This is a genomic window from Chitinophaga sp. RCC_12 (assembly GCF_041360695.1).
In the GTDB taxonomy this organism is placed as follows: Bacteria; Bacteroidota; Bacteroidia; order Chitinophagales; family Chitinophagaceae; genus Chitinophaga.
On record NZ_JBFUPS010000005.1, the window covers coordinates 166,385 to 183,042 of the forward strand.

The 16,658-nt window shown below is 49.5% G+C and carries 12 protein-coding genes; 3 read left to right on the top strand and 9 right to left on the bottom strand.

Annotation, left to right across the window (positions count from 1 at the left end):
• The first annotated feature begins 56 nt into the window (after window positions 1–56).
• Genes AB6805_RS16510 through AB6805_RS16520 form a run of 3 tightly spaced genes read left to right on the top strand, consistent with a single transcriptional unit; the run spans window position 57 to window position 2,641 of the window.
• A complete protein-coding gene (locus AB6805_RS16510; RefSeq protein ID WP_370910538.1) occupies window positions 57–851 on the top strand; it encodes an MlaE family ABC transporter permease in 795 nt (264 codons plus the stop codon).
• Between the two features lie 2 nt (window positions 852–853).
• Window positions 854–1,627 (top strand): ABC transporter ATP-binding protein, encoded by a 774-nt coding sequence (locus AB6805_RS16515; RefSeq protein WP_370910539.1) that lies wholly within the window; start codon window positions 854–856, stop codon window positions 1,625–1,627.
• A gap of 3 nt (window positions 1,628–1,630) precedes the next feature.
• Window positions 1,631–2,641: an MlaD family protein gene (locus AB6805_RS16520; protein WP_370910540.1), complete on the top strand. Its 1,011-nt coding sequence runs from the start codon at window positions 1,631–1,633 to the stop codon at window positions 2,639–2,641.
• A gap of 38 nt (window positions 2,642–2,679) precedes the next feature.
• Here AB6805_RS16520 and AB6805_RS16525 read toward each other — a convergent pair whose 3' ends face one another.
• The 9 genes from AB6805_RS16525 to AB6805_RS16565 all read right to left on the bottom strand — a co-directional run bounded on the left by AB6805_RS16525 (window position 2,680) and on the right by AB6805_RS16565 (window position 16,575).
• Window positions 2,680–3,384: a DUF1080 domain-containing protein gene (locus AB6805_RS16525; RefSeq protein ID WP_370910541.1), complete on the bottom strand. Its 705-nt coding sequence runs from the start codon at window positions 3,382–3,384 to the stop codon at window positions 2,680–2,682.
• Window positions 3,385–3,709: 325 nt separating this feature from the next.
• Complete coding sequence (locus AB6805_RS16530) at window positions 3,710–5,059, bottom strand: alpha-L-fucosidase (RefSeq protein ID WP_370910542.1); 1,350 nt, start codon at window positions 5,057–5,059, stop codon at window positions 3,710–3,712.
• 10 nt (window positions 5,060–5,069) lie between these two features.
• Window positions 5,070–6,263, bottom strand: coding sequence for a DUF4998 domain-containing protein (locus AB6805_RS16535; RefSeq protein WP_370910543.1), 1,194 nt, complete (start codon window positions 6,261–6,263; stop codon window positions 5,070–5,072).
• A 25-nt stretch (window positions 6,264–6,288) separates the two neighbouring features.
• Window positions 6,289–7,449 carry a DUF5000 domain-containing lipoprotein gene (locus AB6805_RS16540; protein WP_370910544.1) on the bottom strand — a complete coding sequence of 387 codons (1,161 nt, stop codon included), beginning with the start codon at window positions 7,447–7,449 and terminating at the stop codon, window positions 6,289–6,291.
• Window positions 7,450–7,475: 26 nt separating this feature from the next.
• A complete protein-coding gene (locus AB6805_RS16545; RefSeq protein ID WP_370910545.1) occupies window positions 7,476–9,362 on the bottom strand; it encodes a RagB/SusD family nutrient uptake outer membrane protein in 1,887 nt (628 codons plus the stop codon).
• Between the two features lie 22 nt (window positions 9,363–9,384).
• Window positions 9,385–12,774, bottom strand: coding sequence for a TonB-dependent receptor (locus tag AB6805_RS16550; protein ID WP_370910546.1), 3,390 nt, complete (start codon window positions 12,772–12,774; stop codon window positions 9,385–9,387).
• A gap of 254 nt (window positions 12,775–13,028) precedes the next feature.
• Window positions 13,029–14,192, bottom strand: coding sequence for a FecR domain-containing protein (locus AB6805_RS16555; protein ID WP_370910547.1), 1,164 nt, complete (start codon window positions 14,190–14,192; stop codon window positions 13,029–13,031).
• Window positions 14,193–14,259: 67 nt separating this feature from the next.
• Window positions 14,260–14,844, bottom strand: coding sequence for an RNA polymerase sigma factor (locus AB6805_RS16560; RefSeq protein ID WP_370910548.1), 585 nt, complete (start codon window positions 14,842–14,844; stop codon window positions 14,260–14,262).
• Window positions 14,845–14,982: 138 nt separating this feature from the next.
• On the bottom strand, window positions 14,983–16,575 hold the full coding sequence (locus AB6805_RS16565) for an arylsulfatase (protein WP_370910549.1): 1,593 nt from the start codon (window positions 16,573–16,575) through the stop codon (window positions 14,983–14,985).
• Window positions 16,576–16,658 lie beyond the last annotated feature (83 nt).

Genomic DNA, 16,658 nt, shown 5'->3' on the forward strand with positions numbered 1-16,658 from the left:
AGTATTTAACAAAAGCGGCATAGAATTGTAATAAGTGAGTAAGCATTAACAAGAAGATGAATTCTACCAACGGAAAATCGGATAAGCCGGTCATTACCGCAAAAATTGATGGCTTTTTTCTCCAGTTTTATCATATCGCCGCCTTTATAGGTCGCTTTTTCAGGGAGGCATTCCGGCCTCCTATTGAGTGGGGCGAGTTTGTACGGCAATGTTACCAGGTGGGGTATAAGTCGCTGGCCCTTGTTACGGTAACGGGGTTTATCACCGGCGTGGTGTTTACGGAGCAATCCCGTCCTACTTTATCGGAGTTTGGGGTTACCGCGTGGCTGCCGTCGCTGGTGGCTATTGCGGTGGTGAGAGCGCTGGCGCCGCTGATCGCGGCCCTGATCTGTGCAGGTAAGGTGGGCTCGAGCATCGGCGCGGAACTTGGGTCGATGAAGGTAACAGAACAGATTGATGCGATGGAGGTATCTGCCATTAACCCTTTCCGTTACCTGGTGGTTACCCGCGTTATTGCCATGACGGTTTGTTTGCCCCTGCTCATGTTTTATAACGCCCTCATTGGTTGTTTGGGTTCTTACTTTGATGTACATGCGCACGAACAAACCAGCCTGGTATCGTTTTTTGATAATGCCTTTGCGCAGATCACTTTCCTGGATTATACCACCGCTCTTACTAAAGCTATCCTGTACGGGTTTACCATCGGCATTGTGAGTTGTTACCAGGGCTTTAATGCGAGCCAGGGCACCACGGGCGTGGGTAAGGCAGCGAATGTATCCGTGATTGTATCCATGTTCCTGATATTTATAGAAGAAGTAATTATTGTTCACGTGTTTAATTCCATCCGCTAGTCATGAAAACAAACGATCACCAGATAGATATGAATGAAACCGTGATCAGTATCCGGAACCTTTATAAGTCTTTTGGAGAGAAGCATGTGCTACAGGGAATCGACCTGGATCTTCATAAAGGCGAAAATGTGGTGGTGCTGGGCCGTTCCGGTACGGGTAAATCGGTGCTGATAAAAATTATCATCGGGCTGCTGCGGCCGGATGCAGGTACCGTGAATGTATTGGGGGAAGAGGTGGATCAGCTGAAAGATGCCGACCTGCGTGCATTGCGGCTGAAGGTAGGGTTCTCTTTTCAAAGCAGCGCCCTGTACGATAGCATGACGGTAGGGGAAAACCTCGCCTTTCCGCTGAAACGTAATCAGCGGGACATGACCAAAGAGCAGATCCGGAAAACGATCGACATTGTACTGGAAGCCATCGGGTTACCGGAAACCATTAACCAGATGCCCTCGGAGCTGTCGGGTGGCCAGAAGAAAAGAATAGGCATTGGCCGTACCCTCATCCTGCGGCCGGAAATTATGCTGTATGATGAACCCACTGCCGGTTTGGATCCCATCACCAGTATGGAGCTGAATAAACTGATCATCGCTGTACAGGAAAGATTCAATACCAGTTCTATTATTATTACCCATGATCTTACCTGTGCCAAGGAAGTGGGCGACCGGGTAGCCGTGATGGATGAAGGAAAATTTATACGGCAGGGAAGTTTTGAAGAAGTATTTAACGAGAAGGACGGACTTATTAAAAGTTTTTACGACTATAATTTTATACAGTAAGTTATGGAAGCAGGAAAAAAACGCGCTGTCATTGTAGGCATCTTTGTATTTGTGGGCCTTGCCATTTTTGTAACCGCCGTGATGATGCTGGGCAAGCAACAGAAACTATTCAGCAAGTCCATCCAGGTGAAGGCTTATTTTAAAGATGTGAACGGTTTGTCCGTGGGCCGTAATATCCTGTACTCCGGCGTAAAGATCGGTACGGTGAAAAAGATCAGTTTTGTGAGAACCAACCAGATCCTGGTGTTGATGAATATTGATGAAAGCTCGCAGGAGTTTATCCATAAAGATGTAGAGGCCCGCATCAGCTCTGAGGGGCTGATGGGTAATAAGATCGTGATGCTGTCCGGCGGTACGCCCAACATGCCGGTAATAGAAGACGGCGATCAGCTCCATGTGGTCAGCGGTTTAAGCACCGAAGAAATTATGAGTACCCTGCAGGTAAACAATAAAAGCCTGGTGGAAATAACCGACAACCTGAAAGTGATCACCAAAGGCATTGTAGACGGGAAAGGCACTTTAGGGAAATTGATTACCGACGATACTGTTTACAAAGATCTGAATGCCACCATGGCCGGCTTGAATGCCGCAGTGGTAAACACCCGCCGGCTTACGGGGGCTTTATCTTTATATGCCGCCAAGCTGCAAACCAAGGGCGTATTGTCCAACGACCTGGTAACGGATACGGTGGTATTTGCGCAACTTCGTGCAGCCGTTACCGAAATGAACAGCGCCGCGCTCAACGCCAATCAAACTGTTCAGGAGCTGCGGCAGGCCAGTGCAGGGGTGCGGGCCAACCTGGATGATCCGGAAGCGCCGGTGGGCATGCTCTTAAAAGACACGCTGCTGGCGGATGCCTTTAAAGAAACGATCTATAACCTCGAAAGCAGTACCCAGAAACTGGATACCAATATGTTAGCGTTGCGGAACAACTTCCTGTTCCGCGGCTATTTCAGGAAACAGGCGAAGCGGGAAAGAAAAGCACAGAAAGAAAGGGAAAAGGCGGAGCGCTAGGCGCAGAAATAACTACGCCCGCTTCCGGTAATTTCATATCAATGTCCTTTTTCGGAGAACGCCGTAATAGGCGTGAGGTCCACTTTCCGGAATTCCACTTCAGACCCTTCCGCCTGCAGGGCGATTTGTCCTTTGCTGGCAGTGGCATTGGTGCCATAGTTCACCAGGTCGCCGTTTACCCATACTTTAATGGCGTTGCCTACGCATTCCACGATCATCGTATTCCATTCTTTCAATGGTTTTTCGGAGCCATCAGTAAGATTGATGATGCGGCGCTTTTTACCATCCACAGCTCCCCATTCGCTTTTCGGCCCCCGGCGTTTTTCCATATCCGGTACGGTGATATCTTCACCTATACACCAGAAATCACCGGCATCCTGGTTTTGCAATTGTACTTCGATGGACTTCGGGAACATATCATATAATACCCGTGGCGTAGAAGCGAACACCAGTACACCGCAATTGCCTGGTTTGGCCGGGAAGCGGTATTGCACCTCCAGCCGGAAATTCTCGTAGGTGGCATCAGTAATAATGTGCCCCTGTGGATTAGCCAGGCTCACAAAAACGCCGTCCCTTACAATGAACGGGCTTTTCACGTTCGGATCTTTATCCATGGCAGGAACATCAATATGCCACCCACTGAGGTCCTTAAAGTTAAAGAGACTGCGCGTTTGTGCTTTACCGTTAGCTATACCCGCCAGCAATGCAGCGGCCGTGAGAACAAGGAAAATATACTTCTTCATGAACTAAATATAATAAATTCCATGCGGCGAAGGTTGTCTTACTCAGGATTAAACTTATTTCACTGATTACGCTGATTTGATCACTTTGTGATTTTAACAGATTTGGGGAGATATAAGCGGATATTTTCGCTTATATCTCCCCAATCATTTTAAAATTTTAAAAACAAAATCTAAAAATCAGTATAATCAGCGTAATCAGCGAGAAAGACAAAATCCGCGTCTCCGCTTTTATCTCCCCAAATCTGTTAAAATCACAAAGTGATCAAATCAGCGTAATCAGTGAAATAAGTTTAATCCTGAGTAAGACAACCTACGCTGCACCCTGCTAGTTGAGGACTAACTCGACCACGGGGATTTCCACGTTGGGTTGTTTGTCAGGCAGGGTTAGTGTGACGTTGTTGCCATCAGTGGTGAATTTTACTTCTGAGTTGTCGTGCAGCAGCTGAGCATATTTGATTTTGCCTTTGTATTGCGGTAACTGGAGGCGGTTGTTGTATTCCAGCAGGTGTACGTACAATCTTTTGGTGGTGGGATTGTAGGTGAGCATGGTGTTTTTGGGTGTTTCGAAAGTCTCCGGTGCGTAGGTGCAGCCGTAGATGGATTCGCTGTTGCCTTTCATCCAGTCGCCGATGTTGCCGAGGGCGCTTTGTGCGCGGTAGTCGAACAGGCCGCGGGCGGTGGGGCCTACGTTGAGGATGAGGTTACCGCCTTTGCTTACGGAGCCGATGAGGAGTTCCAGCAGCTGGTGGGTGCTTTTCCAGGAGTTTTCATCGCGGTAGTAGCCCCATGAGCCGGAGAAGGTTTGACAGGTTTCCCATGTTTTGCCGCGGTATTGTGCCAGCTCTTCCACCTTTACCTGTTCGGGGGTGAGGAAGTCGGCGCCATCTTCATATTCCTCGAGGTTGAGGCGGTTGTCCACGATGATGCCGGGTTGCAGCTTGCGGATCATTTTCAGGAGGTTTACCGCGTCCCAGTCGTCTTTGCCTTTGCCGTTTTTGCCGGGATAGGAGAAGTCGAGCCAGAGGATGTCCACTTTACCGTATTGAGTTAGCAGCTCCGTGATCTGGTTGCGGAGGTACTGGCGGTATTTGTTCATGTCTTTGCCTTTGTTGAGGCGTGCGTAGGTGCTGTCGGCGCCGTTCTCCACCCGTTGCGGATGTACGCCATCGATGGTGAAATCGGGATGGTGCCAGTCGATCAGCGAGTAATAGAAGCCTACTTTGATGCCTTCTGCGCGGAAGGCATTTACAAATTCCCGTACCAGGTCGCGGTGGGCTTTGGTGTTGGTGGCTTTGTAATCGGTGTACCTGGAGTCAAACAGACAAAAGCCTTCATGGTGTTTGGTGGTGAGTACGGCGTACTTCATGCCCGCGGCCTTTGCCTGTTTTGCCCAGGATTTCGGATCAAACTGGTTGGGGTTAAATAAGTCGAAATAATTCTGGTATTGTTCGTTGGTGAGTCTTTCGTTATGTTTCACCCATTCGTGCCGGGCGGGCATGGCGTACAGTCCCCAGTGGATGAACATACCGAAGCGGTCGTGTGTCCACCAGGCCATGCGTTTTTCCTTTTCGGCGGGCGTTTCATGTCCGATCCATTTTTTCTCCTGCGCCTGCAGGGTGATGATTGGGCTGCATAACAGCAGGATGATCCCTAATTTCCTAAGTTGTTTGTTCATGATGCAATTGCTATTTATCTCTGATCAGTAATACGTTGCTTATCCGGATGGTTTGTTCCGCGGGATTGGTAAAGGTACCGGTGAATCCTACGGTGATGGTGGTGGTGGCTGTTAGCGTGAAGGCAACAGAGGCGTATTTGTTGTTGTTGTCTACAATCCTTGCTGCGCCCAACGCGGTATTTACCTGGTCTACATCCGGTAAGGCGTTGCCTTCCGCTACCAACAGCCAGGTGTTTTCCAGGGTGTTATCTATATTGGAGGCGGCTGCTTCGAAGCGGTATTCACCTGCCGGCAGGGTAATGGTCTGGTAAATTTTGCCGTTGGTGATAGGGCCGTTGCCCCAGATCCACATGGTGAGCCTGCCGCTGCCGTCGATATTATCATAGGTGCCGTTCCTGGATGCTTCAGCGTTGTATTGCCAGTCTTTCACCTGCCCGAAGCGGCCGCTAAACGGTTTGGTATTGTCCAGTATGAAAGGGTTGCCTGGGTTACGTATATACGTTGCAGTGATATTCTCCTTTACGCCTTTTGTTTCATAAGGGGTGTGAAAGGTATCTACCGAAAGCTTATCCGGCATGTACAAGGTACGGTAACGGAAGGTGCTCATGGAAAGATAGTTGTTAAGAACGGTTACCTGGCCTTCCGCTTCTGCAGCAATAACGGTGTCGTGTGCTACGTTGTCGGCGGTGGTGTATTGCAGTTGCATACCGATGATACCGCCGGTGGTGTCGATGTTGGCCCAGCTTATTTCCGCGTTCCCGTCTTTCATTTCCGCGTTGCTGAAGGCCCTGGTCAGCAGGGCATCTTCATAAAAACTACCATATACAAAACCGGTTGCTTCTGATCTTACGGAGGTGTTACCATCGCGGTCGAAGTTATACACTTCAAACGTATAGGCCCGTTCTTCGAGATTACTGATAACGTAGCGGATGGTGTCTACGCCGCTGGTACGTTTAATATCGAGCATGGCGGAGTCTTTGTGGTTGTTCCAGTAGATTTTTGCGCGGCTGATCTTTGGATCGGAGATCAGGAGCCAGGATAGCTGCACGCGGTTGCGGCCTGAATGTACCAGCAGTGAATCTGCTTTACCGGTGTACAGTATTTCACCGTTGCCCAGGTATTTTTTATAATCGCTTTGTTTGGTGCAGGCGCTGATGGTTGTCAGCAGTACACTATATAATATGATAGAATGAAGGATGCGCATAAATTTTGTTTTAGGTAGATGATCATCATTTGTCGTTACCCCAGAACTTCATTTCCTGGATGTTGGCGGCGTATCCGCCGTCGGTCCAGGTACGGAGTATTTTCACGCGGATATATCTTACGCGTGGTGCATCCAGTGGTACGGTCATTTGTTCGCCGGCGATACTGGCATCTATGTCGTCCTGTGTTTTTTGTCCTACGGGCAGGCCGGAAGGCTTGATCACCGTATGTTCCACGAGGCGGGTCCAGCTGTCCCAGCTGCCATCGGAGGCGGGATTGGTGGAGCCCCATATTTCAAACTTGCGGACGTTGTTCTGCAGGTAAATCCATTCATTAGGGCGTTGCCACAGGGTAATGCGGCTCAGTTGCGCCGTTACGCCGAGGTCGAACGTGATAGACATAGGCATGCCGTCGAGTTTATCTGCCGAGTGCCATAATGTTCCGTTCCATAGGTTGGGGATAGGCAGGCCCCAGCCGTAGTCCACATCTCCCGGTAATTTCACTTCCCTGAAATTTGCTTTATCCAGTAGTTTTTCAAAGATGGGCGTCAGTTCCTGTATGAGGGTATCTGACTGGTTGCCCCATCTGTCTCTCACAAAAAATCCAAACTTTCTCTTTTCTGCAGCAAACCCCCTGATAGAATAGTTGCCGGTTTCCAGTTTGGTATAATGCACATCAGATGAGCTGAAGGCGCCTAAAGAATCGGTGGTGAGTACAACGATGGCAATATCTGCTTTGGCGTCGTTTTTAAAGCTGATGTTGATACCGCCGAAGTCTGCTTTTGCCTCCAGTGATTTGCGTACAATCAGCATGGGCGGCGACAACGGCTTGATGGTTGTTTTTACCGCATCGGAGGCCGTTTCGTTACGGCTTACCACGTACAGGGATATTTCGTGGGTGGCGGAGTCGCCAAAGCCATCTACCACGAGGAAGTTATTATAGTAAGATGATCTTATTTCGCGTTTCTCTCCCGGTCTGATATCATACACGGCCTTTACATACAGGATATCCTTGTTATCAGGCAGACTGTAAGTAATTTTTGCAGCGCCCGGCATATTGGTAACGCTGAGATTTGTAATGACGCCAGGTTTTTCCCCGGAGGTATTTACCGGCTCGTGTGTTTCTTTTTTACAGGCGGCTGCCAGCAGTAAGCAGGCAAGCGGCAGGATATATTTATTGATGTTCATGTTGTGCGTTTTTAGTAAATGAAAGATTACCATCCAAAGCCCTGCACCAGTTTTGGATTGTTGAGCAGGTCCCAGTTTTCCAGCGGCCACAGATAATTGCGGGTCTGGAATGTTTGCCGGTACAGGGTTCTTACGCGGTAGTAGAACACGGGATCCGATTGGTCCACGTCCCAGCCGGTAACCGGTTTGTTCAGTTCTTCCATACTTTTTTTCCAGCGGCGGAGATCCCAGAAGCGGGCGCCTTCCATGGCGAGTTCTATTAGTCTTTCCTGCTGCACGATCTGGCGGAAGCCTTCCCTGGTCTGGTATTTTCCGGGTTGCCTGGAGTAGGCCGTCCATGCGGCTTGTACGCCTGGTAATCCTGCGCGGGCCCGTACTTTATCGATGTAGGTAAAAGCGGCGGGTTGCGGGCCTTCTGCTTCATTCAATGCTTCTGCGTATAACAGGTACAGGTCGGCGAGCCGCATTTCCGGCCAGGGGTGGGTTTCTACAAAGAGGCCCTGTCCTTCGAGGATTTCATTTTTCCAGTTCACCAGTTTCTTTGCGAAGTAGCCGGTAGTGTTATTATCGTAAATATTTTTCCGTGTTTGCCACTGACCCGCTTTGGATTCTATATGGAACATTTTCTTTTGCATCATCCATATGGCTCCATCGAATGCGAGATCTGCGTAGAAGCGGGGCTCGCGGTTGAAGTGCATGGCCGCGGTAGTATATCCTTCCTGTATGAGTTCTCCTTCTGCTTTTACGGCTGTTCTGAGTTTCAGGCGACCGGCATAGTCGAAGGTTTTATCTTCGTTCATGGGCACGCCTTTGTCGGTATAAAATTGCTCTGCAATTTTCATGGTGGGCGCCAGGCTGCCGAGTACCGATTCGTTGCCTATGCGGGCAGGATCGAGGCGGGGCATGGCCTGTCGTTGTATTTCATAGGTGCTTACGCTGGGATTGGCCCAGATGATTTCCGGGTTCCATTGTTCGCAGGTGCTGTTGCGGATAGACATTTGCCGGGTGAGTGTATCCGACAACGTTACCCCCAGCTCGCTGAAGGTATAGAGCAGCATGCTGGTACGTTCACATGCGTCGATGGCTGCTTTACAAGCATCGGCGGCCACTTTCCATTTGTTGGCATCGAAGGCGGTATTGAACAGTGGTGCGCCGTCGGAATTTTTGAAAGCGGTGTAATCGATGTTGCCGTTGTACAGGGGACTGGCAGCGGTTACCAATATACGTGCTTTGATGGCGAGTGCAATCGGTTTGGTGATGCGTCCCAGTTCTGTAGACCTGTCGGCGATGATTTCCGGCAACCCGGCTGCGGCGGTGTCCAACAGGTGCGAGATGTAGCTGAATACAGTATCCACATGTTCGCGTGGCACTTTGGTTTCTTCAGCGGTGCTGGAGATGGGGAGGTTGTACCGGATCACGGGAACGGGGCCGTATTGGCGGACCAGCAGCCAGTGGTAATATGCTTTAAGGAACATCACTTCTGCGCTCCAGCGGTCTACTTCACTCTGGCGCATGTCTACCACTTTATGGATATTTTCCAGGAAGATGTTACAGTCGCGCAGCGCCTTGTAGTACCATCCCCATGTGGACATATACACGTTGTTGGCGCTCTGGAAGCCCTGTGCCACCTGCCAGGGAGTTTCACTGGTGCTGTAGGGGCGTACCATCCAGAATTCGTCGCCGGCCACGAGGGCAGGATTCGTGGAGAGGTCCGCACTGTTGGGAAGATAGGAGTAACAGGTGAAGAGGTATTTTTCTGCTTCTGCGCGCATGGTGAAAGCGTTGTCGATGGTAGCCACGTTGTCGGGTACTACATCGAGGAATTTTTTACAGGAAGCGGCAGAAAAAAGGAGTATGCATAATCCGCACCATTGCAGGTGCCGGCGTATATTGAGCGTATTGGTCTGTTTCATATTTGCACAGTTAAGCGGTGAATCAAAGTCCCAGGGTTATTCCCATATTAATAACCCTTTGTACCGGGTAGCCAAGCCCGTTGCCTCCCATTTCGGGATCCCAGGTTTTAAATTTGCTGATCGCAAAAAGATTGGAGGCGTTGGCGTAGATGCGTGCGTTGGTCATGTGTACGCGGTCCAGCAGGCGTTTGGAAAAAGTGTATCCCATTTCGAGCGACTTTAACCGGAGGAAGTCGCCGCTGCGCATCCACCAGGTAGACATTTGATTATTGTTGTTCACAAAGTAGTCGCTGAGGCGTGGCCACATGGCGTAGAGGTTGCGGTTACTTTCGCTCCAGTGATCATCCGCAATGGCTTGTAACAGGCCATGCTGGCCGCCTTCGTTCAGCACAAACGGTGAAATTTGGTAAGAGCTGATAAAGAAGGAAGAGCGGGCAGATCCCTGGAAGAAAAAGCTAAGGTCCAGTTGTTTGTAGCCAAAAGAAAACCCGAAGCCGTAAGTAATTTCCGGTGTGGTGGGTAACCCGATCGGCACCGCATCGGAGCTGTTGATTTGCCCGTCGCCGTTTACATCATGGTATTTGATATCTCCGCCCATTACTGCCTGTCCCCAGTTCTGGTAGGCCGAATTGGCTACTTCCTGTTCATCTACAAATAACCGTTCTGCGATATAGCCCCAGCTTTGGGAAAGGGGATGTCCTACCCGTGAGCGGTATTCTTCCGGGTAAATGGGTTCTTCATTTACGAGCAGCTTGCTGGTAGCGTAGGTGAAGTTACCGCGGAACTGTATAAAGGAGTTGTTGTTGAAACTTTTCGTATAGTCGACCGAGAGATCCACCCCTTTACCGGAGGCCTCGCCAACATTAGCCTGTGTGGCGGCATTGAGCCCCATGGTGCTTGGAATGGTGCTCCGTGTCATGAGGATATTTTTCCGGTTTTCCTGGTATACGTCCAGGGTGATGTTCATGGCGTTGAAGAGGCCGACCTCCATACCGAGGTTTGTTTTGTATGATTTTTCCCAGGTGATGTCGCGGTTTTCATAACGGTTCACGGATACGCCATTGCGGTAGTAGCTTCTTCTTTCTCCGAAGGAGGCGCCTTTGGAATTGTCGTTCATATTTACATCTGACAGGTAGAAGAAGCGGTCGTCTTCATTTCCGATCTGGTCGTTACCTACCAGTCCGTAGGTGGCGCGGAGTTTCAGTTTATCGATTGTTCTGGCGAATGGTTTAAAGAACGCTTCGTTTTGAAGGTTCCATGCGATACCGGCGGAGGGGAAGAATCCAAAGCGGTGGTTGCTGGCGAATCTTTCGGAGCCATTGTATCCAAAGTTAAATTCTGCAAGATAACGGCTGTCGTAGTCGTAGGTAAACCTGCCGGACACGCCCTGGTTGCGGTGTGGCAGGGATGTTTGCAGTGTACCGGCGTTGGCAGTGAGGTAGTTGCGTACCAGGCCGATGAGCATACCGGACACGTTATGTACTTTATTGAACTGCTGGTTGTAGTTAACCGCCGCTTCCATGTATGCGGTAGTGTTCAGCACTTTATTGCCGGGTTCATAGCCCAGGTATTCAGTACCATTGGTGTTGAGAGAAGTGAGCAGCGGTTCTTTTGTGAACTGATCATACCTCATGGTATAAAAGTAAGGGGTGTACCTGCGTGTTACATCGAAGTAGGAGTAACGCTCTGTATAACCCATCATGCGCGCGGTGAGGCCGGAGAGCAGGAATTTAAGGTCCTGTTTCAGTTCCAGTTGTACCAGCAGTGTAGAGGTGTTGTATTGCTGGTAGCCGGAAACGGAGTTGGCGTAAGGATTATTATAGAGGTTACTTCCGTTGCCGGGCAGGCTGGGGGAGCCTGGTTTGATGGCGTTACCAAACAATGGATGTTTTAATTCCGGTGCATAGCTGGCGGGATAAACGGCGGGGAACATAACGGGGTTGGCCCATATAGTTTGTGAAAAGAGCCCTGCGCCACCGCCTACTGGTCCGTTATAATCATCGAACTGGCCGTAGGTACGTACAATTGCCTGCGAAGTAGGGGTGAGGTTAATGTTTACATTGGAGCGGAGCGAATAGTTTTTTAGTTTGATGTTGCTGTTGAAGTTATTCCGCTGATCAACGTTTAGCACGCCATTGTCCACGTTATAAGTACCTGCAATGTAGAACTGGGCTACTTTTCCGCCGCCTTTCAGGTTGAAGTTGGTGCGCTGGTTGACGGTGTAGTCTTTGATCAGTTGTTCGATCCAGTTATTATTCGGATACAGCAGCGGATCATCGCCGGCGGCGGTATGGTCTATTTTAGATTGGGAGTATTGAACATCCTGCAGTGGAAACCTGGTGAGCACGGCTTCATTAGCCAGCTTCATGTAGGTGATGTTGTCTGCAAACTGGAAGTTGCGGGTATTGCTGGAAACCGAGTTTTCGAAGCGTACATTAAAAGATGTTTTTGCTTCCACGCCGGATTTGGTCGTTACCAATACCACGCCGTTAGCGCCCCTGGCGCCATAGAGGGAAGATGCGGTGGCATCTTTCAAAATAGAAAACCCGGCGATATCATCCGGCTGCAGGCGGGCGAGGTCATTGGTGCTGGATTCCATTCCATCGATGAGGATGAGCGGGTCCACTTTGCCGGTTCCAAAAGTAGTGATACCGCGGATAAAGAAGCTGGCATTGTCCCTGCCGGGCTCCCCGCTGCGCTGGTAGGATATTACACCCGACAGGCGGCCTGCGAGCATGGTAGTAAGATTGCTGGTAGGGCCTTTCAGTTCTTTTGGATTGATGCTGGTGACCGCGCTCACCATGCTGGTTTTTTTCTGGGTGCCATAGGCTACCACCACTACTTCACCAACATCCGATACTTTTTGCTGCATCGTTATTTTCAGGAGTTTATCGTTCTTCACCTGTACTGTTTGCGGCAGCATACCAATCATGGTAAAGAGGAGGCTGTCGCCCACATTGGCTTCTATGGTGAAGATGCCCAGTTCGTCGGTGAGTGCGTTGGTGTGGGATGTTTTATTAACAACGGATACGCCTACCATGGGGGTGCCGCTGTTTTCCGTTACCTGTCCTTTTATTTTTATGCGCACCGTGCCGGTGGGAACGGTGGAGGCGATGAGGGGTTTCTTTTTAAGGATAATTGTTTTTTTAACGATGGTCCAGGTGAGAGGCTGGTCCCGGAAGATGTCGTCCAGCAGGCGCTCCAGGGGTACGTTGTCCTGTGAGCAGTTAACCGGTTTGGCATTTTCCACCATTTGCAGGTCAAATACAAATACATACCCGGTTTGTTTCCTGATAGATTTAATCACTTCCGTGAGGGGAGCTGCTTTTACGTGCAGCGTAACGGGCTGCGCATAGCCGGTGGCGTGGGCCTGGAGAACGGCGGAGAGCAGCAGTAGAAAGGTTAGTTTCATAAAGCATAATAGTTTTTGGTTCGATGAAACATGCCACCAGTTATGGCGGACTTTCAGAGAAGTTTGCATCATTTTTTACTGCGATTTAGCATGTTATTAAGGTTGATAATGGAACAGGAACATAAGGGCATAGCTACGCCAGTGCGAGCAGGCCGCTGGTAATTATTCACTGCCGGTAAATAGCTTTAAATGTTAAGCTGTCGTTGATTTTGGCTGACTTATTTCTTTCTTCATAACTAAAAAAATGCGTGGCTTTAAGGACTTACTGTAATTGTTTTATCGTTGATGTTGAAATGAATACTGCCGGTTAATTCCAGTTGTTGCAAAATATCTTTCAGGCTGTCGTGACGGGAGAAGGTGCCGGCGAACGCTTTATTTGTCAGCTCGCCTTCATATATAAACTGCACATCGTACCAGCGGGCCAGTTCGCGCATAATACTTTTGATGTTGCCATTGAATTCGAAGCGGCCTTCTTTCCAGGCGATCGCTGCATCTACATCGGCGTTGCTGATACTGATACCATGATGATCGCGGTTTACGAGCGCCTGCTGCCCTGGTTTCATTTGCCGTACCGTGTTTCCGCTGATGATGTTTACGGCGCCTTCCAGCAGGGAGGTGCAGATGTTTTGTTCTTCTTCATATGCCATCACATTAAAGTGGGTACCGAGTACCGCTATCTTCATGTTGTTGGCTTTTACAATAAAAGGCTGACTGGCCAGTTGTGCTATTTCAAAATATACTTCTCCCTGGATGGTTACTTCGCGGGTGCTGTCGGTGAATGCGGTGGGGAAACGGATGGAAGAGGCGGCGTTGAGCCATGCTTTGGTGCCATCGGGTAATATTAACTGGTAGGTACCTCCTTTATTGGTATAGAGGGTATTGATGGTAGGCGTGATGGCGGTGCTGCTGTTGTAGGCAAGGGTGTTGCCTTTGCGGGCAACGGATACGCCGGTTTGTACATCTACTGCTTCCTCTTTATGTTGTTCCAGGTCGATTACCGCGCCATCGCCGCGTACCAGGCGGGCGTGTTCTTCTTTACGGGCAGGAGCGTGGTTGCTGGCAACAGCGGTATTAACGGCGGTGCTTTTTACATATAGTTTATAACCAGCCAGTGCCAGTACGCCAAGCACGCAGGCAGCTACCGCTGCGCGTTTCCATACCGGTATCCTGTGCACAGTGGCGGGTTGTGGCTCCGTGTTGCCGGTTTGCATGATCTGTTGCAGCATGTTGGCGGCGGTATCGTCCGGCATGGCGCTGCTGTCCTCATCTGCCTGCCGGAGTAGTTCATCGAGTAATTGTTTAAGTTCTTCGTCATGTGTTGACTGTTCCATCAGGAGCATAAACTCCTTTTTTTCTTCCGGGGTATATTGCCGGCTATAGTAACGATCAAACAGGTATCTGAATCGGGATACTGTCATGAATAGCGATTTGAATAAGGAGACTATAAAAAGAAGCACATGGGTTAGTGCTTTCAAAAAAAAATATTTAACTGTAAATCCAAACCAGGAGAAGGAAGGTGTTAAGGTCCATGCGGGTGAGGCAAAATGCACGGATAGACCGCATGGCATTGGCCAGGTGTACTTTAATGGTTTCGGGGCTTAGCTGGAGACGGTCGGCGATTTCATTTCTTTTCAGGCCTTCTTCCTTGCTGAGTTTATAGATTAATTCCTGCTGGGGCGGAAGCTGGGCAATGGCATGTTGCAGGATCTGTTCATATTCTTTATGGATGACATGAGCGTCTCTTACATCCGGTACCATGGCGGCCGACAGCTCGGATTCCATGAGCTGTTCACGGGCCAGCAGTTTCATGGACGTGAAAATATGATTGCGGGTAGTGGTAAAGAGATATGCTTTGAAGTGACTGATTTCATGGAGTTCATACCGCTTGAGCCACATCTTCAGAAAAACATCCTGTACAATATCCTCAGCTTGTGAGGTAGAATTGAGCAGGCGGAAGGCAATAGCGTATATGCGGTGACGGTAGTGATGGAATACACCCGCAAAGGCATGATCGTTGCCCTGAGCGAGGCTCAACAAAAGTTCCCTCTCATTGTAAGTATTTATTTCCATACGTGGTTACAAGTAACCTCAAATTACTTGATTTCCAGATAGCTTGTTAACCGTAAATTCGCCGCTATTAATATTATTTTAGCTTTTAATAAACGCAGCGGAGCTTTGTCCACCGCGTTTATTAAAAGATTTAAAAAGTTACATACCGCCGCCGGTACCTACCTTATAATTTTTGATCTTTTCTTTTATCATTTCCAGTCTTTCATAATCCGTGATCGTAATCGGGCCGGTATAAATATTACTTTGCAGTTTGCGGGGAGGATATTTTGCGTATGTTTTCATAAACTCCGTGATTTCGTCCTGTATGTTTGGAAGAAACCATGTTTTTTCGGTAAAGTTGTTCATGAAGAGGTCATACCTTTCCTGGGGGTCCTGCCACAGGTCAAAGATTTGTGAGGCGGTAGCCACATATTTTTCTTCGCCTTTCCATCCGAGGTTAGCGTCTACTGCGAGGCCGCCGGTAGCCTGACCGCCATCTCCCCTTAAATTAAATACTGCTTTAAACTGATCGATGCGTACCGCGCCGGGAGAAAGTTCATTTTCTGTGAAGTACATCCAGGTATGGCGTTTGGATTTGCCGGTACCTTTTAATACCATCGACATATCGTAGCTATCGAAGATGATGGGTTTTCCGCCACGGTCGTTTTGAGGAAGACTGATGCCTGCCAATGATGCGAAGGTGGCCATAAAGTCGAGTGAGCCGAGGATGTCGTGATTCTGGCTGCCGGCTTTGATGGTACCAGGCCACCACATGATAGTGGGAATGCGGTTACCGCCTTCCCTTACGGTGCCTTTGGTGCCACGGAACGGAGTGTAACCGCAATCAGGGTACACATCCTGCCAGGTGCCGTTATCAACGGTGTACACCACCAGTGTATTTTCTGCAATGCCGAGGCTACGGATCTTCTCCATGATCTGGCCCACGCGGGTATCCAGTTCCACCACGCAATCGGCATATTTATTTTTACCGGTGGATTTATTTACAAAGTCGGGGTGTGGCAGGTTGGGCTGGTGGTTTTTAGCGAAACAAATCTCCATAAAGAATGGTTTATCGCTTTTAGCAGCCTGTTCCAGCCATTTAATGGATTCATTTTCGGTGGTTTCGTCGAGATAAGGAATAACGGAGCCGTCGATTTTCTTCACTTCACGGAAACCTTTGCCGGCTTCGCCTTCCAGGGCGCCTTTGGTACCTTTGGCCCACCGGTCACGCAGGGAAGGTGGCATATCCGCGTTCCATTTCGGATCTGCATAAGTATATGCGTTGAGATGGTAGAGGGTTACATTTTTCATTACATCAAACCCATGGGCAATGGGCATGGCGTAATCTGCTTCGCCAAGGTGCCATTTGCCGGCGAAGAAGGTGGCGTATCCCGCTGTTTTCAGTACGGAGGCAAGGGTCCATTCTTCTTTTGGGAGCCCGCCGCCATCGCCGGGAAAGGCCACGGTGGTCATGCCGCTCCTGTTGGGAATGCGGCCTGTAATGGCTGCCGCCCTGCCGGGTGTGCAGCTGGGCTGACCGTAGAAGTCCCAGAACAGCATTCCTTCCCGGGCCATCTGGTCAAAATTGGGCGTGGGCGCTCCCCGGCCTTCACCGCCGCCATAGGGTCCAAGATCGCCCCAGCCGGTATCGTCGGACATGAGGATAATAATGTTTGGTTTTTTTTGTGCTGTGACGGATGACAGCCATCCGGTCAGGAGCATACATAACAGCATCAGCATTCTACTCTTCATACAAATGGAGTTTTGGGTGTGTTGAATTGGGAATGATGAAGATTGCTGATTGTGTTTACGCCAGGAAGGAAAATGGTCGTTAA

What these genes read in the sequence shown, in the direction of transcription:
- AB6805_RS16560 (WP_370910548.1), bottom strand. Translation starts at nt 14,844, where the DNA reads ATGGAAATAAATACTTACAATGAGAGGGAACTTTTGTTGAGCCTCGCT.
- AB6805_RS16535 (WP_370910543.1), bottom strand. Translation starts at nt 6,263, where the DNA reads ATGCGCATCCTTCATTCTATCATATTATATAGTGTACTGCTGACAACC.
- AB6805_RS16525 (WP_370910541.1), bottom strand. Translation starts at nt 3,384, where the DNA reads ATGAAGAAGTATATTTTCCTTGTTCTCACGGCCGCTGCATTGCTGGCG.
- AB6805_RS16515 (WP_370910539.1), top strand. Translation starts at nt 854, where the DNA reads ATGAAAACAAACGATCACCAGATAGATATGAATGAAACCGTGATCAGT.
- AB6805_RS16510 (WP_370910538.1), top strand. Translation starts at nt 57, where the DNA reads ATGAATTCTACCAACGGAAAATCGGATAAGCCGGTCATTACCGCAAAA.
- AB6805_RS16555 (WP_370910547.1), bottom strand. Translation starts at nt 14,192, where the DNA reads ATGACAGTATCCCGATTCAGATACCTGTTTGATCGTTACTATAGCCGG.
- AB6805_RS16530 (WP_370910542.1), bottom strand. Translation starts at nt 5,059, where the DNA reads ATGAACAAACAACTTAGGAAATTAGGGATCATCCTGCTGTTATGCAGC.
- AB6805_RS16565 (WP_370910549.1), bottom strand. Translation starts at nt 16,575, where the DNA reads ATGAAGAGTAGAATGCTGATGCTGTTATGTATGCTCCTGACCGGATGG.
- AB6805_RS16520 (WP_370910540.1), top strand. Translation starts at nt 1,631, where the DNA reads ATGGAAGCAGGAAAAAAACGCGCTGTCATTGTAGGCATCTTTGTATTT.
- AB6805_RS16545 (WP_370910545.1), bottom strand. Translation starts at nt 9,362, where the DNA reads ATGAAACAGACCAATACGCTCAATATACGCCGGCACCTGCAATGGTGC.
- AB6805_RS16540 (WP_370910544.1), bottom strand. Translation starts at nt 7,449, where the DNA reads ATGAACATCAATAAATATATCCTGCCGCTTGCCTGCTTACTGCTGGCA.
- AB6805_RS16550 (WP_370910546.1), bottom strand. Translation starts at nt 12,774, where the DNA reads ATGAAACTAACCTTTCTACTGCTGCTCTCCGCCGTTCTCCAGGCCCAC.